Consider the following 23,790-nt stretch of genomic DNA (forward strand, 5'->3'; position numbering starts at 1 on the left):
AATTTGTTTGGTGGCGATAGCGAAGAGGTCACACCCGTTCCCATACCGAACACGGAAGTTAAGCTCTTCAGCGCCGATGGTAGTCGGGGGTTTCCCCCTGTGAGAGTAGGACGCCGCCAAGCAAGCTTAAACCCAGCTCATTGAGCTGGGTTTTTTGTTTTATATCTCTACTGATTTTTTTTCTTCGGTACATTTTATCAAGATTCTGCTTTTTAAGTTTTCTAATACTTTCAATCCCAATACAATCCCCAGCATGATCAACATGAGAGTCATAAATAATCAAAATGCAGTTTGAACGGGAGACTCATCCAGAATCCATCCGACTGCAATTGGCAGGGTAGTGCCGCCAATCCATTGGCAGCGAGCAGCATGCCTGTCGTTTGATCTGTTTTTCCATGATAAAATTGATTGGTGACAATTAAGATAATGGCGAACATGCCGGCCATAAATAAGTCCTAAGAAAAACTAAGAATAATCCCTGCAAAAGTTGTTTTATTGATTGCCAAAATACAGAGTTAAATGAGGCCGCTAATATTTATCAGCCTGAGATAATGATGATAGGTTATTTTTTTGGAAACCGGCTCGGGTTGCCAAATGAGAGAAAAGATATTACTGTCATTAAAACGATTCTTGGTTTCATCCGGATATGATAAAATGTCTCAGACTATATTTGAGCCATTTTTTTCTTCAGCAATCATCTTGCGTAATTGATAAAAATTTATTATGATACTCTTTGTATGACAACTCCTTGCCTCAATACAATATACTCAACGTTTCCCCGTTTTCCCCGGTCGTTTTTCTTTTCATTTTCTCCCGTAAAATAAAAAAGCTCCCAATACAATAGATATGGTGCGGATTTATTTTTTACTAAAAAGGAGTCGTTATATTTGAATAATAGTTTTACATTAAAACAGCAATGGTTCGGGAATATCCGAAAAGACATTCTTGCTGGCATTTTAGTTGCGTTAGCGTTAATACCTGAAGCGATTGGCTTTTCTATTATAGCCGATGTGGATCCGATGGTCGGTCTTTATGCGTCATTTTGTATCGCCATTATTATTTCTATTTTTGGCGGCAGACCTGGCATGATTTCAGCTGCGACAGGCTCAATGGCAGTCGTTATGGTGTCGCTGGTTGCTGATCATGGGCTTCAGTATTTATTTGCGGCTACGATTTTGACAGGCATTATTCAGGTGATTTTAGGTATCAGTAAAATTGCAAGATTAATGAAATTCATCCCGCGTTCTGTGATGATCGGGTTTGTGAATGCGCTGGCGATCCTTATCTTCTCTGCGCAGCTTCCCCAGTTTGAAGGTGCTTCTTGGAGCATGTATGCGATGCTTGCCGGGTCGTTGGTTATTATTTATGTGCTGCCAAGGTTTACGACTGCTGTTCCGTCTCCGCTTGTGGCGATTATTGTGATGACAATTATTGCGGTCACTTTCCATGTGGATGTGCGGACGGTTGGTGATATGGGCAATATTTCTAGTTCATTGCCTCATTTCTTAATCCCTGATGTTCCGTTTACCTTTGAAACACTGCAAATTATTTTTCCTTATTCAATTGCTTTAGCGTTTGTCGGGTTGCTTGAATCTTTGCTGACAGCGCAGATTATTGATGAAATGACGGATACGGACAGTGATAAAAATAAAGAGAGCCGCGGACAGGGAATTGCGAATATCGTGACTGGATTCTTTGGCGGAATGGCAGGCTGCGCTATGATCGGACAATCTGTCATTAATACAAAAGCGGGCGGTCGCGGACGTTTGTCAGCATTTGTTGCCGGTGTTTTTCTGATGTTTTTAATTGCGGTGTTAAGTCATGTCGTGGTGAAAATCCCAATGGCGGCGTTAGTGGCTGTAATGGTTATGGTGTCTGTCGGCACTTTTGATTGGTCTTCTTTAAAAGGTCTCAAAAAAGCGCCGCTCACGGACTCGATTGTCATGGTTGTGACTGTGGTTACGGTTGTTGTGACGGATGACTTATCTAAGGGTGTATTTGTCGGTGTTCTTTTAAGTGCCGTGTTCTTTGTAGCAAAAATCTCGAAGCTGAAAATCGTTTCTCATGCAGAGGATCAAAAGCTTAGAACGTATCAAGTGAAGGGGCAAATCTTTTTTGCGTCAGTGACTGATCTTACGAATGCGTTTATATATCAAGAGGATATTGAGCGGGTTGTGATTGACTTAACTGAAGCTCACGTATGGGACGATTCTGGTGCGGCCGCACTTGATAAGATTGTTGCGAAGTTTAAGGAACAAGGCATTGAAGCTGAGTTAAAAGGTTTGAATAAAGCGAGTAAATCTCTAATGAAACAGATGGCATAAAATAGAGAAGCCCAGATGAATGAGATCTGGGCTTTTTTATATAACATACACTTAAGCAGCATTGATATAATAGAGAGAAGAGAAATTTTAAATAGGGGACTTGCATATGATGCTTCAGAAGCTGAACCGTGTATTGGGGAGAGTGATGCCGCTGTTAACGCCGACTAGTGTGGTGTTGGGCGTGCTGCTGTCTCAGTTTTTAAATGGGTATGAATGGGCTGTGCCTTGGATCTTTGCTTTTATTACGTTTGCAGGCAGTTTGAGCGCGAACTTTCAATCTTTGAGACATGCATTGTCTCATCCTCTCCCTATGATTCTTGCACTATTCGTTCTTCATATTTTCATGCCGCTTTTTGCTTGGGGCAGCGGCCATCTTATATTTAAAGGTGATCCTTTGACGATTACCGGTTTAACATTGGCTGTTGTGATTCCTACGGGGATTACAAGCTTGATTTGGGCAGCGATGTACAAAGGGAATGTCGGTTTGACACTTTCGATTATTTTAGTTGATACTGTGCTGTCACCGCTAATCGTACCGCTGAGTCTTTCATTGCTGGCCGGCGCTCAGGTTCACATGGATGTGTGGGGAATGATGAAAGGTCTGATTGTAATGGTCGTGATTCCTTCTTTTTTGGGCATGCTGTTTAATCAGATGTCATCTCCAGAAAGAACTGCGTCTGTGAGCAGTGCGCTGTCGCCTTTTTCAAAGCTTTGTTTGATGGCAGTGATTGCGATTAACAGTTCAGCGATTGCTCCTTATTTCAAATCCATTGATTTGAGATTTGCAGGAATAGCTGTAACGGTATTCTTTATCGCGTTAACAGGCTATGCCGCTGCTTGGCTGATCGGAAAAATGATGAAAAGGCGGCAAGAGGAAATAGTCTCTCTTATATTTACGGGAGGCATGAGGAATATTAGTGCCGGCGCAGTTCTTGCCGTTACGTTCTTCCCGTCTCAGGTTGCCGTTCCTGTTGTGATCGGCATGCTGTTTCAGCAGATATTGGCTGCTTTGTTTGGCTATATGCTGAATCGTTTTGAATTAAAACCAATGTTGCAGAAAGCATAAAAAAACCGCTCATAGGGTTGAGCGGTTTTTTCCGTATAGCCATTCGAGCGCGTTGATGAACTGTTTGCAGAAATACTTGCGGTGGTGCACCGCTCCTTTTTCAATTGAAAGACACAACTGGTCTTCAGTGAAGCCTTTTTCTTTTAGACTTTGATGAACTTGCTTTGTTTTTTTCAGCATATGTCGCTGAATGGATTGTTTTTCACGGCCTTCTTCACTCCCGATAGACATGAAAACACGTGCAGTGCCGGGCTTTAAAGAAGATATATGAATGGTTTCCGCTGCGTTCTCGTACCAGTATGAACCTGATATAGAGCCTATTTTCCCGAACATTGACGGATATTTTAATATGGCGAACATTGAGATGAGGCCGCCTAATGAGGCACCGATCATTCCTCTTGACTGCGGTTCCCTGGTGACGTTCCAGTTTTCTTCGATTAGCGGAATGAACTGGTTCGTTATATCAGACAGATAGTGATATCCCATTCCGCCGAAGTCCGTGAACCGATCACTGAGTGATGCAGCCGGCCATGGGGTGTATTCATCAAGCCGGTTTTCGGGTTCGATACCGATCAGCACGAGTTCAGGGAGCTTTTGCTGTTGAAATGCGCTTTCTAATAATTCGATTTGGTTTTGGAACAAAGAACTGCCATCCTGCACGTAAACAGCAGGAAATCCCCCGCTGTCTGTGCTGTAGGAAGGAGGGAGGTACAGCGTGAACCTCCTGTTGCCGGCTTTGTGTTCTGAAAGAGATCCTTTCAAGCATTCTCCCCCTTTTTTTGCTTGAAAAGCAGATATAAGAAATAAGGAACTCCGAGGATCGCCAAAATGATGCCTGCGGGCACTTCTGCGGGCTGAAAAAACAGTTTTCCAGCAAAGTCTGCGCTTATCACAAGAAGCATCCCGATTAAACCGCTCAGTGGCAGGATATAGCGATGTTCGACGCCAGCCAGTCTCCGTGAGATATGGGGAGCAATTAAGCCGACAAACGCCATACTTCCCGCTACGGAGACACAGGCGCTGATGATTGCTACACAGGCTACGAGCAGGATGGTTTTTTCTTTATTTGATGAAATGCCGAGGCTTCTGACTGTGTCTTCATCAAAACGAATGGTGTCGAGCAGGCGGGATTTGCCGATAAGAATCGGTATAAACAGCAGCATCCATGGGAGAACGGCTGTGATATACGTCCAGTTGGCAGACCAGATGCTTCCGTTTTTCCACACCATGGCCATTTGATAGTCTTGCGGGTCCATTTTTAAAGATAAAAACAAAGACAGGGCGCTGAATCCTGAATTGATCGCAATTCCTACCAGAATAATTCTTCCTGAATCTAAATTGCCTCTGTGCCATGCAAATATGTAAATCAGGATCGCCGCGATGAGCCCGCCTATCAATCCAAAGAGCGGCATTCCCATCGCTGCAGCTATGGATGTCACTTCCTTCTGGCCTTGGAATAAGAGCATAAACGCTACAATGCCGGCTCCTGCCCCTGCGTTGATTCCGAGAATTCCAGGGTCAGCAAGCCCGTTTCTCGTGATGGCCTGGATAACAGCGCCTGCAATGCCAAGACCGAGTCCAATAATAGCAGCCATGACAACCCGCGGCAGTCTTAAATCGAACAACAAAATTTCATACTGCGGATTCGGGTCGATTTGAAAAAGAGTGGAGAGCAGCTCAGCAGGACGAACAGAAAATGATCCGCTCGTTAAGCTGAAATAGCTGACAACAAGAATCAAAGCGATGAACAATGCATATTTTTTAGCCATTTTGCTCCCCTCCTTTTCGTTTAATTAAATAAAGGAAGAAAGGTACGCCGATAATGGATGTTACGACCTCAATCGGTGTTTCAAACGGATAGTTGATAAATCTGCTTGCGAGATCACACAGGGTTAAAAAGATTCCGCCCAAAATACAGGAACACGGAATCAGCCTGCTGTAATCAGAGCCGACGAGAAATCTCGTGATATGCGGAACAACCAACCCGACAAACGCAATTTTTCCGGCCAGCGCTACGGCACTGCCGGTTAGAATGATGACGGAAAGCATCGCCATGATTTTAATGGTTTTTTTCTTTTGCCCCAGGCTTTTAGAAATGTCGTCCCCTAATGATACAGCGGTTACCTTTTTGCTGAGAGAAATGGCCATTATAATGCCAGTCAGGAAAAACGGAGCGGCAAGCTTCAGGAAATCTGGACTCATTTGATGAAGTCTGGCACTGTACCAGAAACTGAGATCCTGAGAAATTTGAAAATAAATCGACATGGCCGCTGATAAGCTGCTGAGCAGCATGCTTGTGACTGTGCCGATGATGGCGAGCTGCACGGGGGTAAATCCGTTTGGCATCATGGCGGCAAGGCCGAATACTAACACCGCTCCTAACGCTGAGCCGATAAAAGAGTATATCATCATTTCAATCGAAGATGATTGCGGGAGCAGAACCATGCAAAGCGTAATGATAAACGCTGAACCATCTGAAACACCCATAATGGATGGCGAAGCTAAATAATTGCGCGTAATGCCCTGCATAAGCGCTCCAGAAACAGCAAGGGCTGCCCCTATGAGCAGAGCGCCGGCAGCCCTTGGAATCCGGGAATGCCATATAATTTGATGGTCTGTGTTTCCCGGATCGAAATGAATAAGAGATGTAAAAACAATATCTGTGCTGAGATGCTTTGCCCCATAAAGGATTGAAAGCAAAAGTGACAGCGCTATAGCAAATGGAGAAGTAATCAATATGATACGTGTCCACTGTTTTGAATACATACAAAAACCTACTCTGAATTAGTTTTGTGTCAATTTTTCAGCAGCCGCTTTCAGGAAACGGACTTTGCTCCAAGCTGTGCCGCCTTGTGCGAGAGGGTCCACTGAGTTGACATACACATGATCTTCTTTGACTGCTTTAAGGCTTTTCCAGATTGGATTTTTCTCTAAATCTTTTAAGGCATCAGGTTTGTCTGCATTTTCATCATCAGAAAATTGGACGAAAATATGGTCCGGGTTCATTTCACTTAATTTTTCTAATGAAATCAGCTCTTGCGCTTTTGCAGCTTTTACTTCGTTTGGCGCCTTAAGGCCTAAATCACCGTATAGTGTGGAGTTGAAATACACCTGTTCAGGGTAAATGTAAATGTTGCCTTGTCTGATTCTGATGACAAGCGCTTTTGAATCTTTCGCTTTATCGTTGATTTTTGTTTTTGTTTCTTTTAGATCCTGTTCATAGTCTGCAATAATTTTCTTTGCTTTTTTCTCTTTTCCAGTCAGCTGGGCAAGCAGCATCATGTTTTCCTTCCAGTTTGAAGAGATATGAGAAACTGGGATCGTCGTGCCTGCTGTGCTGATTTTTTGCAGCGTTTTTTCCGGAAACTTTGTTGAAGCAAGGATAACATCTGGCTTCATTTCAAGAATCTTTTCAATATTTGGCTCCATTTTTTCTCCGGTTGGTTTGGCTTTATCAGTGATGTCTTTGAACATATCAGGGAATTTGCCGGAGAATGAAATTGCGCCTTGCGGATGAACGTCAAGCAATTTCGCGTCTTCCATTGATTCAACGCTTCCCGTAATGGCGATTTTGTCTGTCGGTACAGTTACTTCATATGTTTTATCAAGATATTCAATTTTCTTCTTCTCAGATGCTGTGCCGCTTGCCTTGCTGGCAGTTGATCCATTTTTGCTGCCGCAAGCTGCCGCCGTCAGCGCGAGAAGCAAGATTAATAAGGTAAGAGATATCTTTTTCATCTATAGAGCCTCCTGTTCAATTGATAACTATTATCAATTGGAATTATAGAGAATGAACAGATATAACACCATGGACAAATTTCTGATTTATCATGGACAATCTCCGGATAGTAAAGAAACAGTTTGCTGAACAATGCGTTCGTGCCCGCAAGCTGAGTATTCATTCCACGGGTCAAGGGATAGAAGATAAACACGGTTATCTCGTACCGCGCTTAGGTTTTGCCATGCTTCTGTCTGCTGTAATTGCTGGTAGTAAGCTATGGTCTCCGGCTCTTTAAAAAGAAAAAGCATCATACAGTCAGCTTGGTAATTTGCGATATTTTCTAACGAAATCGCTTGTTCTGAAGGTGTGTCAGCCGTTGTTGCCGAGCTGAATCCTAAATCCCCAAAGAAAACTTCGCGGACACTTCGGTTATGTGCCAGATAGAAGTTTTGCTTATGCAGCCTCAAAAAGAGAAAACGCAGCCCTTGAACGTGCTGAAGTGTTTTTTTGGCGGCTGTTGTCTGCTGGTCATAATCCGCTAGCCACTTTTCTGCTTCGGACTCTTCCTTTAAAAATGAGGCAGTTTGCAGAAAGTGGGTTCTCCAGCTTTCTTCTGAAGGAAGGTACATGACTTCTGCGATGCGATTCAGGCGATCTTGTTCTTCTGGAGAAATAGAATCCATGCTGACAATCACATCTGGTTCTGCCTGTGATAACGTGTACAGGTTTTCTTCCCACTTTTCATTAAACCGGTATGCACTAAGCTGGACGGGTATATCTGTCGAATAATGCTGATAGTAGTAAGACGTCCATTTCGGATGCAGAGCGGCCGCAAAAGGTATGTGGTGAAGAGGGATGAGATAGCCCATTGTGCCCCTTCCGTATGCGGCGATTTTCTTTCGGCGTTTTTTCATATAGCTTGTAGGTGAACAGCCTGTATATTTTTTGAAGATTCTGCTGAAATAAAATTCATCTTGATAACCGGTTTGGTGTGCGATTTCTTTCAATTTGCAGTTTGATTTTGCCATGAGCCGTTTTGCCTTTGTGATTCGTGTTTTCGTAATAAATTCTGTTACGCTCTGTCCTGTCCATTTTTTAAAGCTTTCACTGTAGTGTTTGGCACTGATTCCTGCCATTTGCGACAGCTGGGCAAGCGTGATTTTTGTATCGGCATGGGTTTCGATATAGTGTTTTGTTTTTTCGATTGCTGAATGTGTATCCGTTTGATCAGATAAACTGGCAGTAAAAAGATCATAAATCAGGCTTTGTACTTCAATCACACATTTTAGCTGAGAAAGCTGAGACGATTCATTCCATAGTGCGGCAAGCTCTTGAAGCCGGACTGCAAGATTTTCGATATGTGAAACATTCATAAGCTTCAGTTTGGCTAATTCCGATTCTGTGCACGGTGTGTAAATATCTTGGCCGGCTTCCTTGATATAGCTTTGAAGCCTGATCAGACAGGCATCTATATGTCCATCGGCTGCTGGCATAAAGCCAAAGGTCTCGTTAGGCGGACAAACATAAAGTGTCTTTTTTTGCAGAGGATTGGTGTTTGTTCCGATCGAAATATAGCCGTTTCCTTTTAAATGAAAAATCAGCACGAATGAATCGGCTAATTGCTGTTCTGAGAAGAGATCACTTGTCTTTTTTAGATATTCAATTTGTACCGGTTGATAAATCACTGCATTTTGCACGAGTAGACCACCTTTTCAGAAGCTTTCAATTGATAATCATTTTCAATAAAAATTGTACCAAATAAATGAAAGTTTTCCTATATAAAGCGGGTGGGTTTTTAGCATGAAAAAAACCCTTACTTATGTGTAAAAGTAAGGGTCTTTCGTTCAGTAAGAATATGTTACACGTGTAACATACGATGCTTACGTTCTAATAAATGAGATATTTTTTTCTTGTTTTGCTGAATTGTTGGAGTGTTTTTTCATAGCTGTTTATGATGTCCTCAACCGAAGTTCCATTTTCAATTTTTGTCCTGATCCAGCCGTTGCCTGCCAGTTTATCGAATGAACCTGTTGACAGGAACTCAAAATCCTCAGGATAGAGATCGTGTATGGTTTTAATGACTGAAAGACCCGTTTTAACGGCTTCAAACTTATCTCTGTCTGTCACATAGAGCTGCACACCGTGGCAAAGCGTTCCTTGATGTTTAGAAAACGTCGGTGTGAAGGATGCTGCCCTAAATGTTACGCCCGGCAAATGGAGGCTGTTTAATGTTTCTTCAAGTTCTGTGCTTTTGATAAATGGAGCTCCGATCAATTCGAATGGTTTTGTTGTCCCTCGCCCTTCGGATATATTTGTTCCTTCAATCAGCCCGGTTGCAGGATAAACAAATGTGCTTTCCACCGTCGGCATGTTAGGCGAAGGGAGGACGAAAGGCAATCGGGTATCGTCAAAATCCATCTTTCGTTTCCAGTGTTTCATTTTTACCACTGTAAGATCGGCATCAATACTGAATTCTTTGTTGAACAGTGAAGCCAATTCGCCTATCGTCATCCCATGCTTCAATGGAATGGGATACAATCCGACAAATGAGGCGTATTCAGGTTCTAAAATTGGTCCTTCAATATGATTCCCGCCTTGAGGATTTGGACGGTCCAGCACCATAAATGGAATGCCGTTTTCTTTAGCGGCTTCCATTGCGTATGCCATTGTATAAATGTACGTGTAGAAACGGGTCCCGACATCCTGAATGTCAAACATTAGAATATCGACATTTTTCAGCATTTCTGGAGTCGGTTTTTTCGTTTTTCCGTAGAGGCTGTATACGGGAACCCCGGTTTTTTCGTCAATGTAAGAGCCTACTTCGTCTCCAGCCTGGGCGTCACCTCGGACGCCGTGTTCAGGGCCGAATAAAGCTGTCAGTTTGATATCCGGGTTCTCGTAAAGGATATCGACACTGCTTTTCAGAGATGCGTTTACTCCGGTTGGATTGGTGATCAGTCCGATACGTTTTCCCTTGAGCTGTTTTTTATAGTCTGGCAAGAGCGTGTCTATACCAGTTTGGACTTTAGGTTTTTTAGCCGTTTGATTCTTTGAATCGGGTGAAGCAGAGGCAGCGGTTATCGTTCCGAACATCATGAGCCCTGTCAGAAAAGCGAATATTGTTTTTCTCATGTGTCCCTCCTTATTAAAGCGGTTTTCCCGTTTTGATATTTAATCCGTAGCCATATGGATAAAGGGTGTCCCCCGGGTTCGTGACTGATGGGATGTTAACTGGAAGTGTGCCTTTAGGTTTTGCCTGGCCGAAAATCGCCATCACTCCGGCCGGAATATTAGGTTGAAGATAACGGCCATTTGCGTATCCTTTAAAGCCATAGACTGCAATCAGTGCCTTTGTTTCTTCGAAATTGGCGGCATCATATGGGTTGCGCAGGCTCATTAAGACAAATGGTTTGTTGTGCTGCAGTGCGGCTTTCATGACAGCTCTCGGAAACACGGTGGCCCATTTGCTTGAATCTGATATTGTGTCGTCGATGACACCATCGTTGACGACAGGGTCATTTTTGACGACATAGGAGCCGGTTATGATATAATCAGCCTTTTTTACTTGTTTTGCATGCTCGGCATTAAATACTTGGTTGGCAAAATTCATTTTGTCGACAGATACGGGTTTGATTTTCTTTCGCTTGATGAGATCGTGAATGGTTTGTTCGATTGAAGCAGTTTGTTCTTCGTAAGGTGCAACAATTAAGATGTGGCTGCCTTTTTTAGGCTTGAACGGCAAAGTGTGCTGTTCATTTTTTAATACGGTCACTGCTTTTTCAGCTATTTTTTTCTCTGCTTTGAGGTGACGCTTGCTTCCTACGATTTTTTGGGCTTTGGCTATTTTTTCGTTTGTACTGTCGCTGTTTCGCGCTGGATACATGCCGCGTTTTATTTTTAGGGAAATGATTCTTTCAACTGATTTGTTGATTTGTTGTTCAGGGATATCCCCGTTTTTCACGGCTTCTTTCAAAGCTTGAATAACACGTGCGAATTTCTGTTCTTCTTTCATTGAAGTGACTGAGGCTGGCATTAATGCAATATCGACACCAGCTTTTACGGCCATGACCACAGCCTCTTCCTGTCCGAAATGATCTGCGATTGCCTTCATATTGAGCGCATCGGTAACGATCACACCATTAAAGCCCATTTCCTGACGAAGAAGACCTGTCATCACTTTTTTTGAAAGTGTAGCTGGAACCAGAATGTCTGATCCATCGAGTTTGCTTTTGTATGTGGTGTCGTCGAAGGCAGGGAATTGAACATGGGCTGTCATCACCATATCAGCACCGGCATCAATTGCTTTTTGGAAAGGATAGAGTTCGACCTCCCGAAGCCGTTCTTGGCCATGGGAAACGAGCGGCAGTCCATAATGGCTGTCAACGTCCGTGTCTCCATGTCCCGGGAAATGTTTGAGGGCAGACGCGATATCCTGCCGCTGCAACCCTTTCATCGTATATAGACCGAGGCGTGATGTCAGTTCTCGATTGGAGCTGAATGACCGTACGCCGATTACAGGATTATCAGGATTATTGTTAATGTCCACGACAGGGCTGAAATCTGTATTGATGCCTAAGGCAGAGAGCTCTTTCCCGATGATGCTGCCGGTCTGATACGCATTGATTCTGCTTCTGGCTGCGCCCAGTGCCATATTCCCTGGGAAATTAGTGCCCTCCCCTAACCGCGTTACAATGCCGCCTTCCTGATCAATACTCAGCATGAGCGGGATTTTTGGACTTGCCTTTTGGTAATCGTCTGTCAGTTGGACAGTTTGTTTTGTTGTTTTTACATTTTCTGCAAAAAGGATGATGCCTCCGAATTGATATTTCTTGACGAGGCTGGCGACTTCATCATTCATTTCTGTAAGGGCTTGCGGAGAGGACTCGCCTTCCTTTTGCCAATTTCTAAAATCAGGCATCAGCATCTGGCCGAGTTTTTCATCTAACGACATACGATTGACAATCTGATTGGCATCGATTGAACGTTTGGATGCAGAGGCTTCTGTCTGTCTGGCCCCGAAAAAGCATGAAAGAAAGAGAACGGCTGAAAGGATAAGCGGAAAGACAGGTCTCATAGAAACTTCCTCCTATCGTCTAATCATTCACTCCATCGCTTCATAAATCGCGGTTATGACACTTCCATAACTGCCTGTTGCAAATTGATCACCCTCAAAGACGTTTGGATTTTCTTCTGGATCAATAACTGGTGTATGCTTTTTATTTGTTAACAATGCGATGCCTAAATTGTATGCTGGATCAATAATTGTAACTGTCCCTGTCCAGCCGGTATGCCCGTAAGCATTTTCACTGGCATGAGGGCCAAACATCCATTCCATGCTTTTACTTCCGTTCCGCCTCCAGCCAAGAGCGAATGTCGGGTCTGTTGCTGAAGGTGCTGTAAACAGGTCGGCTGTTTTCTGATCAAATAAAGAAATGTTTCGGTATGAACCTTTGTTTAACATGACTTGCAGCAGTATGGCCATATCATCTGCATTTGAGAACAATCCGGCATGCCCAGACACGCCATCCATTGAGTAAAACGCTTTTTCGTCATGCACCTCTCCTTGCAGCGTGTTTGTGCGGATGTTAGGGAATTGAATAACGCCGTCACGTGTATTGCCCATTCGTTCAGTAGCTGCGAACTGTTTCGGTTTAAAGCCCTTTTGCAGCGGATTGTACAAGGTATGCTTCAGCCTGAGCGGTTTGTAGAGCTCTTGCTCCGTGTAGACATCAAGCGGTTTGCCAGTGAGTTTTTCGACAATACACCCAAGTAGCATATATCCAATGTCACTGTATACGTGCTTTGTCCCGGTTTGATAATCGAGCGGAATTTTCGTCAAATATTCAATCGTTTTGTCCCGTTCTTGGGAATAGTACTTGCCGGCTTTTTCCGGCGTGTAAAAGTAAAAGCTTGATGGGAGCCCTGATTGGTGCTGGAGGACATCAATGACACGTATCTTGTCTTTTCCTTTTATGAGGTCACCCGGCTGATCCTTGAAACCCGGCAAATATGCAGAAACTTTTTCATAGACGTCAAGTTTTCCTTGGCTGACTAAGCGCTGCAATGCAAAATTTGTTGCGTACATTTTTGTATTTGAGGCTAAGTCAAACATCGTGCGGGTTTTCATTTTGGCCGGACGGCGCAGCAGTTCTGACCCTTCGTACTTTTTACTGTAGCCGTATGCTTCTTTTTTTATGATGCGTCCATCCTTCACCACCACAAGAACGGCGCCTGGAAATCCTGCTGCAATATCCCGTTCTATCATCTGATCTACCTTCCTTAGCTTCTTCGTCGAGAATTGTGCAGTTTCTGCATTTATGGTTTTCGGCTCAACCAAGTTGTCTGCTGTTTGTGCGAAGGTTTCATTTGGCGCGAATATCGATAGGGTTAAAATGGCACTGAATATGAACAGTGTCTTTGTTTTCACAGGCTAGCCCCTTTCTGTGCTTCTATCCCGTTTACTATCCCTAAAACAGAACCATTTAATCGAACTGAGAAGCCATTTCATCTTTATATCCGAATGCATAGGTCAATAAAAAACCGGCCGCATAGGAAATAAAGAGCCCAACGATATACAGGATGATTTGCGAAGGCAGGACTAGAAAGGAAAGCGGCAGTCCGGAGACACCAATCGCAATGGTGGCTACTTGAAAATACGCTTGAAAGGCACCACCGATTCCAGCTCCTAAACATGCTGTTAAAAACGGACGGCCAAGCGGCAGCGTGACTCCGAAAATAAGCGGTTCACCAATGCCGAGCAGTCCCGATGGAAGCCCGCCGGCGATTGCTTTCCTCAGTGTTGTTTTTTTCGTCTTCATGAAAACGGCAAAGGCCGCGCCTACCTGTCCTGCACCTCCCATAGCCAAAATAGGGAGCAGAGGATCATTGCCAATTGAATTGATCAGTTCCATGTGCACAGGCGTCAAGCCTTGATGCAGTCCGGTTACGACGAGAGGAAGGAAGGTTGCGCCCAGAATAAAGCCTGCAGCGATGCCGCCGATGTCCAGGATGGACAGAAGGCCGGATGTAATGGCATCAGAAATGAATCCGCCTAAAGGCATAAATACGACATACGTTACGATTCCGGTGATTAACAGTGAAACGGTGGGTGTGACAATGATATCGAGTGATTGAGGAATAAACCGGCGAATAAATTGTTCGGTGTAAGCAATGAATATGGCTGCGAAAAGGACGCCGATCAGACCTCCCCTGCCCGGGAGAAGCTCTTCTCCAAATAAACTGATTTTTGCGATCTCCGGATTGATAATCAAGATCCCGGCCAAAGCCCCAAGTGCGGGTGTCCCGCCAAATTCTTTCGAAGCGTTAATACCGACGAGAATGCCGAGATAAGTGAACAGCCCTGATCCGATGACTGTCAGGATAACCGCAATTTGTGAGTCTGCAGAGAGCCAGCCTGCTTGAATAATTGCTTTGGTAATCCCAGTAATTAAACCGGAAGCGACTAGAGCGGGAATAAGAGGGATGAAAATGCTGGCAATTTTACGTAAGAAAAGTTTAAAAGGAGTGGCGTTTTTTCGATTGATATCGGCTTTCTTTTTGGCCGCAGCTTCTTTGACATCGGCACCTTCTTCTGCTGACACGAGCTTTGAGAAAGCAGCTGTAACATGATTGACGACTCCTGTGCCGAGGATAATTTGTAAGGTTTCAGCTTCAACGACCCCCAATACGCCGTCAAGCTTTCTTAAACCCTGAGCATCTGCTTTGCTTTCATCGTAAGGCGTAATGCGCAGGCGTGTCATGCAATGCGTATATGAAGAAATATTGGATTTTCCTCCGCATAGCTCAAGGATTTTCTGTGCGAGATGATGGTAGTTATTTTCTTTGCTCATTAAAACCCCTCCCCTTCAAGATGCCTTATTTTATTCTCATAGATTGTATGGCTGCTCTCGTTTTATCGATATAACCGGTTGTCGTTTCATACTGCTCAGCCGCCATGCCTAAAAACAAAACATCAATTATAAAAAGCTGGGCGAGGCGGGAGGAAGTGGCTGCACTTCGAATCAAGGCTTCATTGGAATGGGCTGTATACAAAGGGACATCAGCCAGTGCGGAGACGGATGTCTGACTGAATTGTGTGAGGCTGATCGTTGTGATGCCTTTTTCCTTGGCCATGGCAAACAGTTCAATGATTTCCTGTGTCTCTCCTGAAAACGAAATGGCGAATACGATGTCGTCTTTATCTGCATTTGCGATTAAAGATGCCACAAGATGAGTGTCTGTAAACGCGGTTGCTTGTTTATGAATGCGAAGCCACTTTTGCTGGGCGTCCTTGGCGACAATGCCGGAAGCCCCGAGGCCGATAAAATGCACGGTATGAGCTTTGAGAAGCAGAGAAACCGCTCGTTCAAGCTCTTTGTAGTCCATCAGGTCTGAAGTATCCTGAATGGCTTGAATGGCATTGCCGGCCGTTTTTTCGGAAATGGAGGGCAGCGGCTCGTGGGGAACAATATCCCGGTAGCCCTGAAACGTAGGCTTTGCCAGATCGCCCGCTACTCTCATTTTTAAATCTTGAAATCCTTTTAAACCGAGTGATTTGCAGAGCCTGATGACGGCAGCGTCACTTGAATTGGCTAAGGCGCTGATTTCGTTGACCGTGCTTTCGATTGCTTTGTGGGGATGGGCTAGGATATAATCTGCAAGTTTGCGCTCGGATGGAGGGAGCTTATGCTTCATTGATTGGATGATCGCTAAACCGCCTGTGGCCATTCTAGTTCTCTCCTTATCATGGATGGTAATGTTCGATTGCTTTGTCAATGAAACCGTTTGCTTCATCGAGTAATGTCTTTGCTTGTTTCTGATCTGTGCTTGTTTTGAGCATGACGATTGCTGTTTTGACGTGATGATCGGCTTGTTCCAGAGTGTATCTGGCTGTGTCGTATGAAGCGTTTGTAAGGCTTTGGATAATGCTGATGGCGCGTTCTTTTAGTTTTTTGTTGCTGACGTTGACGTCTACCATCAAGTTTTCGTAAACCTTGCCGATTTTGACCATTACAGCGGTAGATATCATGTTTAGAATCATTTTATGAGCGGTTGCGGCTTTCATACGTGTTGATCCTGTAATGGCCTCAGGTCCGACGACAACCTCAATGCTGTGATCCGCATCCTTGCTGATGGCGGAATTTTCATTGCAAGTAAGGGCGATGGTGTGTGCTCCGACTTTGCGGGCGTATCTTAGGGCGCCTGCGGCGTACGGTGTGCGGCCGCTTGCTGCGATGGCAATGACGGTGTCATTTGAAGTGAGCTGTATGTTTCTTAAATCTTCAGCTCCTGCTTCTTCACTGTCTTCAATGCCCTCTGCTGCCTGTAAAAAGGCTTTGGGGCCTCCAGCCATGATTCCGATGACCTGATCTGGGCTTACGCTGTAGGTGGGAGGACATTCAACAGCATCCATGACGCCGAGTCTGCCACTTGTGCCGGCGCCTGTATATATGAGCCGGCCTCCATTTTGAAACGATTCATATGCGCAGTCTACAGCTGTTTTGATGTCGGGGAGAACCTCCTGAACGGCTGCAGCGACTTTCATATCTTCGTTGTTGATCATTTTGAGGATGCCGAGAGTGTTTGCTTTGTGGATTTCAACTGTTTGGCTATTGCGTGATTCCGTTGTAAGACGGTGAAGGTTTAATGGTTCTGACATGAGGATGCCCCCTGTTTTAAAATGATATATCTCAATATTCAGTATATTCATCTCTGTTATGATATTTCAACTATGTTTTTAAATTTTTGAAATTTTATTTCACTCAAGACTATAAGAAATGATGAAGGATCAACTGTTCTCCAAGCGGGCCGATTCTTCGCCGTCCTTTATCAAGGAACCCGCTTTTCATATAAAGGTGTTTTGCGCGTATGTTCAGATGATTGACGGCCAAGATGATTTCGTCGCACCATGGAAAATATCCGCTCACAAAAGCGGGAAGCAAAAGCATGGCTTTTTTCGCATAGCCTTTTCCGTGATGCACAGCGTTTAAAGACAGGGAGCTGAGCAGTAAAGCAAATGGATTGTTAGAATAAGAAGCAAGCGTTTCTTTTGATGCATGTAAAATGAAAAAACCGACTGGAAGGTCGTCTTTTAAGATGACAACCGGGTATCGGTCCTGTATGCCCAGAGCCTGAGACAGCACCTCTTTCGGGAGGGAGGTAAAGCGTTTGTCATCGTTGGTGAGCGTGAATGATTGGAGCTCGGGCAAGTGTTCAGGCTTATAGAAGGATAAAGAAATGTCTTGAGTCATGGGGTGGCCTCCTTACAATATGTCGTTAAGCTCGTTTTCCGAAATGACGCGGTAGCCCGCTTGTTTTAACAGTGCGGCGGTTACTCCGCTGCCGGTGATTTTTTTGCCAGAGAATGTGCCGTTATAGATAAAACCGCTTCCGCAAGATGGACTGTTTTCTTTTAATATGACGGCAGAAGCGTTGATTTCTTTTGCGTAAGCCAATGTTTTCGCGGCGCCTTCCATATATAGTTCTGTGACGTCTTCTCCTGAAGCTGTCACGATTTTCGCTGTTCCATTGAGGACATCCTCGCCGGTGCCTCCTATGATTTCTGCGGGTTCGCGTGGGGTAGAGAAGCCGCCGAGAAGTTCAGGGCAAGCCATAACTGCTTTCTTTTCATCGACGAGTTTTCTGATTTTCTCCGACGCTGCGTGAGAGCCGTTATATCTGCATTCAATGCCTCCAAGGCAGGAACTGACTAGAATCATATTGTTTCTCCTCTCTTGCTTTGCTTGTCTCTATCATAAAATAAATGGCTTTAGTTGGGAGGCTTTTTCAGTTAAAAAAGGAGTTAAAAAGTTTGAAAATAAAAAATTTAATTTTCCTCTTTACAAACAGGGGGTGACCTGTATATAATAACTTTTGTCAGCTCGACGAGAACACAACGGCCCGTTGGTCAAGCGGTTAAGACACCGCCCTTTCACGGCGGTAACACGGGTTCGAATCCCGTACGGGTCACCATTTGGAGGATTAGCTCAGCTGGGAGAGCATCTGCCTTACAAGCAGAGGGTCGGCGGTTCGAGCCCGTCATCCTCCACCATCTTGCCGGTGTAGCTCAATTGGTAGAGCAACTGACTTGTAATCAGTAGGTTGGGGGTTCAAGTCCTCTTGCCGGCACTGTTTTTTCAAAATTTTATGTGGAGGGGTAGCGAAGTGGCTAAACGCGGCGGACTGTAAATCCGCTCCCTCAGGGTTCGGCAGTTCGAATCTGCCCCCCTCCACCATTATTGGGCTATAGCCAAGCGGTAAGGCAACGGACTTTGACTCCGTCATGCGTTGGTTCGAATCCAGCTAGCCCAGTCACAGACACCTTTGATCAAAAGGTGTCTTTTTTCTTTTCGGGAAAATCATTCCAACTTCTAACTGTTCAGTCTGTATAATAATTTTAAAAATATGTTAAGGTAGTTTATTCACGAATTACCATCTACACCCTGCCAAAAATTTGATAAACTTATTTTATAAAAAAATTGAAACCTTTTGAAACGAAGCTCGTATACATACAGACCGGTGAAGGCAGAGGTTAGATAAATATGGAAATGATGATTAAAAAAAGAATTAAACAAGTCAAAAAAGGCGACCAGAATGCATTTGCGGACATCGTAGATATTTACAAAGATAAAATTTATCAGCTTTGCTACCGTATGCTTGGCAATGTGCATGAGGCGGAGGATATTGCACAGGAAGCTTTCATCAGAGCGTACGTTAATATCGACAGTTTTGATATTAACCGGAAATTTTCAACTTGGCTTTATCGAATCGCGACCAATTTGACCATTGACCGCATTCGCAAAAAGAAGCCGGATTATTACCTCGATGCAGAGGTGGCTGGTACGGAAGGCTTGACCATGTATTCTCAAATCGCCGCAGATGGTGTTTTGCCTGAAGATGCAGTTGTGTCGCTGGAGCTCTCAAACACGATACAGCAGAAAATTTTAAAGCTTCCTGACAAATACAGAACAGTCATCGTATTAAAGTATATTGACGAACTCTCATTAATTGAAATCGGGGAGATTCTAAACATTCCTGTGGGGACTGTGAAAACGCGGATTCACAGAGGCAGAGAGGCTCTTAGAAAACAATTAAGGGATCTTTAAGTGGGGTGATGAAATGAGCTGTCCTGAACAAATTGTGCAGCTTATGCATATGCATCTTGATGGAGATATCCTTCCAAAAGATGAACACGTATTAAATGAACATCTGGAGACATGCGAGAAATGCAGAAAGCATTTTTACGAGATGGAGAAATCCATAGCGCTTGTACGGAGCACATCGCATGTCGAAGCCCCCGCGGATTTTACCGCTAATGTCATGGCAAAATTGCCTAAGGAGAAGAAAAGAGCTTCTGTAAAAAGATGGTTCAGAACCCATCCCGTTATCGCAGCTGCTGCGGTATTCATCATTTTGATGGGCGGGGGTTTTTTTAACAGCTGGCATAATGACCACAATTTCAGCGTGTCCAAGCAGCCGAATCTTGTGGTTCATAACCATACTGTGACCGTACCAGAAGGTGAGACGGTCAAAGGTGATGTCACTGTCAAAAACGGCAAGCTGATTATTAAAGGCAAAATAGACGGGGATGTAACCGTCGTAAACGGCGAAAAGTATATGGCCTCTGCTGGACAAGTCACCGGTCAGATTGAAGAAATCAATCAATTATTCGACTGGACATGGTACAAGATGAAGTCTGCGGGGAAAAGTGTACTCGATGCATTCAATCCGAACGGAGAAGAGTAAAGCGCGTTAGCCGCTTTGCTCTTTTTTTGCGGGCTGAGAGCGCTGGCACATTTCACTTGCTAAATCGAAATGTGGTATAATGGGCTCGCTATGTAAAGTACATATGCGTAACACGTAAAACACAAAATACGAAATGACTGAAATCTTGGAGGACGAGGAAATGGCTTTTGAGGATATCCCTTTTTTGCAGTACCTCGGCAATGCCGTTGATATTCTCCTTGTTTGGTATGTGATATATAAATTGATTATGGTGATACGCGGCACGAAAGCGGTTCAGCTGTTAAAAGGAATTGTAGTCATCGTGCTTGTTCGTATGGCCAGCCAATATTTGGGCCTCAGCACACTTCAATGGCTGATGGACCAAGCGATAACATGGGGATTTTTAGCAATTATTATTATTTTTCAGCCTGAGCTGAGAAGAGCGCTTGAACAGCTAGGCCGCGGCCGCTTTTTTTCGAGGAGCGGCACGCCTGTTGAAGAAGCGCAGCAGAAAACGATTGAGGCCATTACAAAAGCGATCAATTATATGGCGAAACGCCGTATAGGCGCCTTGCTTACCATTGAGCGGGATACTGGAATGGGGGATTATATTGAGACCGGCATACCACTGAATGCCAAAGTCAGCTCTGAGCTGCTGATCAATATTTTTATCCCAAACACCCCGCTTCATGACGGTGCGGTGATTATGAAAAATAATGAAATTGCCGCGGCCGCCTGTTATCTGCCGCTTTCTGAGAGCCCGTTTATTTCAAAAGAACTGGGCACGCGGCACAGAGCGGCTGTCGGTATCAGTGAAGTAACAGACAGTTTGACGATTATTGTGTCTGAAGAGACCGGCGGCGTCAGTGTGGCAAGGAACGGCGACCTTCACAGAGAGCTAACAGAAGAAGCGCTGAAAGAAATGCTTGAAGCCGAGTTTAAGAAAAACACCAGAGACACTTCTTCTAACCGCTGGTATTGGAGGGGCAAGAAAAATGGATAAATTCTTAAACAACCGCTGGGCTGTGAAAATCATTGCTCTGCTTTTCGCGCTCTTGCTTTATGTGGCGGTTAACAGCAACCAAGCACCGACTCCAAAAAAACCGGGTGAATCTTTCTTTCCGACATCAACAACTGATGAAGCAACTCTGACTGATATCCCGGTTAAAGCGTATTATGATGATGAAAATTACGTCGTGACGGGTGTTCCGCAAACGGTTAATGTCACGATAAAAGGCTCGACAAGCGCCGTGAAAAAGGCTCGGCAGACCAAGAACTTTGAAATATATGCCGATATGGAACATTTGAAAACCGGCACGCATAAGGTTGAGCTTAAGGCCAAAAACGTGTCGGATGGGCTGACAATCTCAATTAATCCGTCTGTTACGACAGTGACCATTCAGGAACGGACGACCAAAAGTTTTCCCGTAGAAGTGGAGTACTACAACAAAAGCAAGATGAAAAAAGGCTATTCTCCGGAGCAGCCGATTGTCAGTCCGAAAAATGTGCAGATTACCGGATCGAAAAATGTCATCGATAATATTTCTCTTGTAAAAGCTTCAGTGAATTTGGAAAACGCAGATGAAACGATTGAAAAGGAAGCGAAAGTGACTGTCTATGATAAAGACGGAAACGCGCTTCCTGTCGACGTGGAGCCCTCGGTCATCAAGATTACCGTTCCGGTGACAAGCCCGAGTAAAAAAGTGCCCTTTAAAATTGAACGGACAGGAAGCCTTCCTGACGGTGTCAGCATAGCGAATATTGAATCCAGCCCCAGTGAGGTAACGGTTTACGGCTCACAGGATGTGTTGGATTCTCTTGAATTTATTGACGGCGTCAGCTTAGATTTAAGTAAAATTAACAAGGATTCCGATATCGAGGCAGATATTCCGCTTCCTGACGGTGTCAAAAAAATCTCACCGTCAAAGGTGACTTTGCATATAGAAGTCGATAGTGAAGCGGATCAGAAGTTCGAGAATGTCCCTATCAAGACTGTAGGGCTGAGCAGCTCACAAAACATTGAATTTCTTGATCCTGAATCACAAGCTATAGATGTAACGGCTAAAGGCTCTCCCGCGAATATAAAAAAACTGAAAAAATCAGATATTGAATTGTATGTGAATGTTTCAGATTTAGAGGACGGGGAGCATAGCGTGAAGCTTGAAGTGAACGGGCCACAGAATGTAACTTGGTCCTTGGGGCGGAAAAACGCCAAAATCAAGCTGACGTCTAAGAAAAGCAATACATCAACGAATGATAACAGCAGCAATACATCAGGGAACCAGGATGACACAGATAAACAAACAAATGATCAAAAGAACAATCAGCAAGAAGATACAAAGAACACTGATAAAAACAACAACGATCAAAACCAAGACGAAAATAAAGATCAAAACCAAGATCAGGATGAGGATGAATCCACTGCGAATTCACAATCCTCATCGGAATAAAAAAGGAGCGATTATAAAATGGGCAAGTATTTTGGAACAGACGGTGTAAGAGGTGTCGCCAATAGTGAGCTTACACCTGAGCTGGCCTTTAAAGTCGGACGTTTCGGCGGTTATGTGCTGACAAAAGACAAACAACGTCCAAAAGTGCTGATAGGCCGCGATACACGCATCTCCGGCCATATGCTGGAGGGAGCCCTTGTCGCCGGACTTTTATCCATTGGCGCAGAAGTCATGCGCCTGGGTGTCATTTCTACACCAGGTGTATCTTATTTGACAAAAGCGATGGATGCAGAGGCGGGCGTCATGATTTCCGCTTCTCATAACCCAGTGCAGGATAACGGCATCAAATTCTTTGGGGGAGATGGATTTAAGCTTTCTGATGAACAAGAGGCTGAAATTGAGCGCCTGATGGACGAACCTGAGGATAAGCTGCCAAGACCTGTCGGAGCAGACCTTGGACTTGTAAACGATTATTTTGAAGGCGGACAAAAATATCTGCAATTCTTAAAACAGACAGCTGATGAAGATTTCACAGGCATTCATGTGGCATTGGACTGTGCCCATGGCGCAACGTCATCCTTGGCGACACACCTGTTTGCTGATTTAGATGCAGATGTTTCTACAATGGGGACTTCCCCGAACGGATTAAACATTAATGACGGCGTCGGTTCGACTCATCCCGAAGCGCTCAGCGCGTTTGTCAAAGAGAAAAACGCGGATCTTGGTCTTGCGTTCGACGGTGACGGCGACCGCCTGATTGCTGTCGATGAAAAAGGAAATATTGTAGACGGCGACCAAATCATGTACATATGCTCAAAACATCTGAAATCAGAGGGCCGTTTAAAGGATGATACTTTGGTTTCAACCGTGATGAGCAACCTCGGCTTCTATAAGGCGCTCGAAAAAGAAGGCATCAAAAGCGTACAGACAGCTGTCGGCGACCGCTACGTAGTAGAAGCAATGAAAAAAGACGGCTACAACGTCGGCGGAGAGCAGTCAGGACATCTTATTTTCCTTGATTACAACACGACAGGGGACGGATTATTGTCTGCTATTATGCTGATGAACACTTTGAAAGCCACAGGCAAGCCACTGTCAGAGCTTGCAGCTGAAATGCAGAAGTTCCCGCAGCTGTTAGTCAATGTGAGAGTGACTGATAAATATAAAGTTGAAGAAAATGAAAAAGTAAAAGCAGTTATTTCTGAAGTTGAAAAAGAAATGAACGGCGACGGCCGGATTTTGGTGCGCCCTTCAGGAACTGAACCGCTCGTCCGTGTCATGGCTGAAGCGAAGACGAAAGAGCTGTGCGATGAGTATGTCAATCGCATTGTTGAAGTCGTCCGGTCAGAAATGGGATTAGAGTAACGAAGTCTATTATCAGAGAGTGAACAAGACAAGCGAGGATTACATAAGATAATTGTGAGACATACGGCAAAGTTGTTTAAAAAACAATTGACCGTTTATGCCACATGTTGTAAAATCAAGCTTGTCTTGTTCTTATTTTCT

21 protein-coding genes, 5 tRNA genes and 1 rRNA gene are annotated in these 23,790 nt (G+C 44.3%); 13 read left to right on the top strand and 14 right to left on the bottom strand.

Annotated features, from left to right (window positions below; translation table 11 throughout):
* Positions 1 to 6 precede the first annotated feature (6 nt).
* Positions 7 to 122 (top strand): 5S ribosomal RNA (gene rrf / locus NX903_RS00455).
* Between the two features lie 147 nt (positions 123 to 269).
* On the opposite strand, the gene NX903_RS20915 is transcribed toward rrf, so the two are convergent.
* The gene (locus NX903_RS20915; protein ID WP_404310298.1) at positions 270 to 446 is read right to left on the bottom strand and encodes a hypothetical protein; all 177 of its coding nucleotides are present in this window, start codon (positions 444 to 446) and stop codon (positions 270 to 272) included.
* A 441-nt stretch (positions 447 to 887) separates the two neighbouring features.
* Between NX903_RS20915 and NX903_RS00465 the strand changes: the two genes are divergently transcribed.
* Together NX903_RS00465 and NX903_RS00470 are read left to right on the top strand one after the other, a co-directional pair.
* Positions 888 to 2,324: a SulP family inorganic anion transporter gene (locus tag NX903_RS00465; RefSeq protein WP_086343368.1), complete on the top strand. Its 1,437-nt coding sequence runs from the start codon at positions 888 to 890 to the stop codon at positions 2,322 to 2,324.
* A 145-nt stretch (positions 2,325 to 2,469) separates the two neighbouring features.
* The gene (locus NX903_RS00470; protein WP_072557088.1) at positions 2,470 to 3,390 is read left to right on the top strand and encodes a bile acid:sodium symporter family protein; all 921 of its coding nucleotides are present in this window, start codon (positions 2,470 to 2,472) and stop codon (positions 3,388 to 3,390) included.
* A 9-nt stretch (positions 3,391 to 3,399) separates the two neighbouring features.
* On the opposite strand, the gene NX903_RS00475 is transcribed toward NX903_RS00470, so the two are convergent.
* The 13 genes from NX903_RS00475 to NX903_RS00535 form a co-directional block, all read right to left on the bottom strand.
* Complete coding sequence (locus tag NX903_RS00475; RefSeq protein ID WP_086343369.1) at positions 3,400 to 4,152, bottom strand: alpha/beta hydrolase; 753 nt, start codon at positions 4,150 to 4,152, stop codon at positions 3,400 to 3,402.
* Entirely contained in the window at positions 4,149 to 5,159 is a 1,011-nt protein-coding gene (gene feuC / locus NX903_RS00480) for an iron ABC transporter permease FeuC (RefSeq protein ID WP_003234980.1), read from the bottom strand. Before feuC ends, NX903_RS00475 begins: the two co-directional genes overlap by 4 nt.
* Entirely contained in the window at positions 5,152 to 6,156 is a 1,005-nt protein-coding gene (locus tag NX903_RS00485; RefSeq protein WP_086343370.1) for a FecCD family ABC transporter permease, read from the bottom strand. Before NX903_RS00485 ends, feuC begins: the two co-directional genes overlap by 8 nt.
* Positions 6,157 to 6,174: 18 nt before the next feature.
* On the bottom strand, positions 6,175 to 7,128 hold the full coding sequence (gene feuA / locus NX903_RS00490) for an iron ABC transporter substrate-binding protein FeuA (protein ID WP_086343371.1): 954 nt from the start codon (positions 7,126 to 7,128) through the stop codon (positions 6,175 to 6,177).
* A gap of 90 nt (positions 7,129 to 7,218) precedes the next feature.
* Positions 7,219 to 8,808 carry a bacillibactin transport transcriptional regulator Btr gene (gene btr, locus NX903_RS00495; RefSeq protein ID WP_086343372.1) on the bottom strand — a complete coding sequence of 530 codons (1,590 nt, stop codon included), beginning with the start codon at positions 8,806 to 8,808 and terminating at the stop codon, positions 7,219 to 7,221.
* A 190-nt stretch (positions 8,809 to 8,998) separates the two neighbouring features.
* The gene (locus tag NX903_RS00500) at positions 8,999 to 10,243 is read right to left on the bottom strand and encodes an exo-beta-N-acetylmuramidase NamZ family protein (protein WP_086343373.1); all 1,245 of its coding nucleotides are present in this window, start codon (positions 10,241 to 10,243) and stop codon (positions 8,999 to 9,001) included.
* A 13-nt stretch (positions 10,244 to 10,256) separates the two neighbouring features.
* Positions 10,257 to 12,185, bottom strand: coding sequence for a beta-N-acetylhexosaminidase (gene nagZ, locus NX903_RS00505; RefSeq protein ID WP_086343374.1), 1,929 nt, complete (start codon positions 12,183 to 12,185; stop codon positions 10,257 to 10,259).
* A 27-nt stretch (positions 12,186 to 12,212) separates the two neighbouring features.
* Positions 12,213 to 13,538 (bottom strand): N-acetylmuramoyl-L-alanine amidase, encoded by a 1,326-nt coding sequence (amiE, locus tag NX903_RS00510; protein ID WP_086343375.1) that lies wholly within the window; start codon positions 13,536 to 13,538, stop codon positions 12,213 to 12,215.
* Between the two features lie 55 nt (positions 13,539 to 13,593).
* Positions 13,594 to 14,961 (bottom strand): PTS transporter subunit EIIC, encoded by a 1,368-nt coding sequence (locus tag NX903_RS00515; RefSeq protein ID WP_086343376.1) that lies wholly within the window; start codon positions 14,959 to 14,961, stop codon positions 13,594 to 13,596.
* Positions 14,962 to 14,986: 25 nt separating this feature from the next.
* Positions 14,987 to 15,838, bottom strand: coding sequence for a MurR/RpiR family transcriptional regulator (locus tag NX903_RS00520; protein ID WP_015252968.1), 852 nt, complete (start codon positions 15,836 to 15,838; stop codon positions 14,987 to 14,989).
* 16 nt (positions 15,839 to 15,854) lie between these two features.
* Positions 15,855 to 16,769: an N-acetylmuramic acid 6-phosphate etherase gene (murQ, locus tag NX903_RS00525; protein WP_021481934.1), complete on the bottom strand. Its 915-nt coding sequence runs from the start codon at positions 16,767 to 16,769 to the stop codon at positions 15,855 to 15,857.
* A gap of 109 nt (positions 16,770 to 16,878) precedes the next feature.
* The gene (locus NX903_RS00530; RefSeq protein WP_014475628.1) at positions 16,879 to 17,361 is read right to left on the bottom strand and encodes a GNAT family N-acetyltransferase; all 483 of its coding nucleotides are present in this window, start codon (positions 17,359 to 17,361) and stop codon (positions 16,879 to 16,881) included.
* A 12-nt stretch (positions 17,362 to 17,373) separates the two neighbouring features.
* A complete protein-coding gene (locus NX903_RS00535) occupies positions 17,374 to 17,829 on the bottom strand; it encodes a DUF523 domain-containing protein (protein WP_003234960.1) in 456 nt (151 codons plus the stop codon).
* Positions 17,830 to 18,007: 178 nt separating this feature from the next.
* Between NX903_RS00535 and NX903_RS00540 the strand changes: the two genes are divergently transcribed.
* The 10 genes from NX903_RS00540 to glmM all read left to right on the top strand — a co-directional run bounded on the left by NX903_RS00540 (position 18,008) and on the right by glmM (position 23,649).
* Positions 18,008 to 18,082 (top strand) — tRNA-Glu (locus NX903_RS00540).
* Between the two features lie 3 nt (positions 18,083 to 18,085).
* Positions 18,086 to 18,161: transfer RNA gene (locus NX903_RS00545), tRNA-Val, on the top strand.
* A 4-nt stretch (positions 18,162 to 18,165) separates the two neighbouring features.
* Positions 18,166 to 18,238 (top strand) — tRNA-Thr (locus NX903_RS00550).
* A 22-nt stretch (positions 18,239 to 18,260) separates the two neighbouring features.
* Positions 18,261 to 18,345: transfer RNA gene (locus NX903_RS00555), tRNA-Tyr, on the top strand.
* 4 nt (positions 18,346 to 18,349) lie between these two features.
* Positions 18,350 to 18,421: transfer RNA gene (locus tag NX903_RS00560), tRNA-Gln, on the top strand.
* A gap of 230 nt (positions 18,422 to 18,651) precedes the next feature.
* Entirely contained in the window at positions 18,652 to 19,215 is a 564-nt protein-coding gene (sigW, locus tag NX903_RS00565) for an RNA polymerase sigma factor SigW (RefSeq protein WP_014478649.1), read from the top strand.
* A 13-nt stretch (positions 19,216 to 19,228) separates the two neighbouring features.
* Positions 19,229 to 19,855, top strand: coding sequence for an anti-sigma-W factor RsiW (rsiW, locus tag NX903_RS00570; RefSeq protein WP_003234951.1), 627 nt, complete (start codon positions 19,229 to 19,231; stop codon positions 19,853 to 19,855).
* Between the two features lie 160 nt (positions 19,856 to 20,015).
* A complete protein-coding gene (gene cdaA, locus NX903_RS00575; protein WP_042975593.1) occupies positions 20,016 to 20,837 on the top strand; it encodes a diadenylate cyclase CdaA in 822 nt (273 codons plus the stop codon).
* Positions 20,830 to 22,284: a CdaA regulatory protein CdaR gene (cdaR, locus tag NX903_RS00580; protein ID WP_015252963.1), complete on the top strand. Its 1,455-nt coding sequence runs from the start codon at positions 20,830 to 20,832 to the stop codon at positions 22,282 to 22,284. The genes cdaA and cdaR overlap by 8 nt, the downstream gene beginning before the upstream one ends.
* Before the next feature lie 18 nt (positions 22,285 to 22,302).
* Complete coding sequence (glmM, locus tag NX903_RS00585; RefSeq protein ID WP_014478651.1) at positions 22,303 to 23,649, top strand: phosphoglucosamine mutase; 1,347 nt, start codon at positions 22,303 to 22,305, stop codon at positions 23,647 to 23,649.
* The last annotated feature ends 141 nt before the right edge of the window (positions 23,650 to 23,790 follow it).

The organism is Bacillus sp. FSL R5-0576, assembly GCF_038004765.1.
Lineage (GTDB): Bacteria > Bacillota > Bacilli > Bacillales > Bacillaceae > Bacillus > Bacillus subtilis.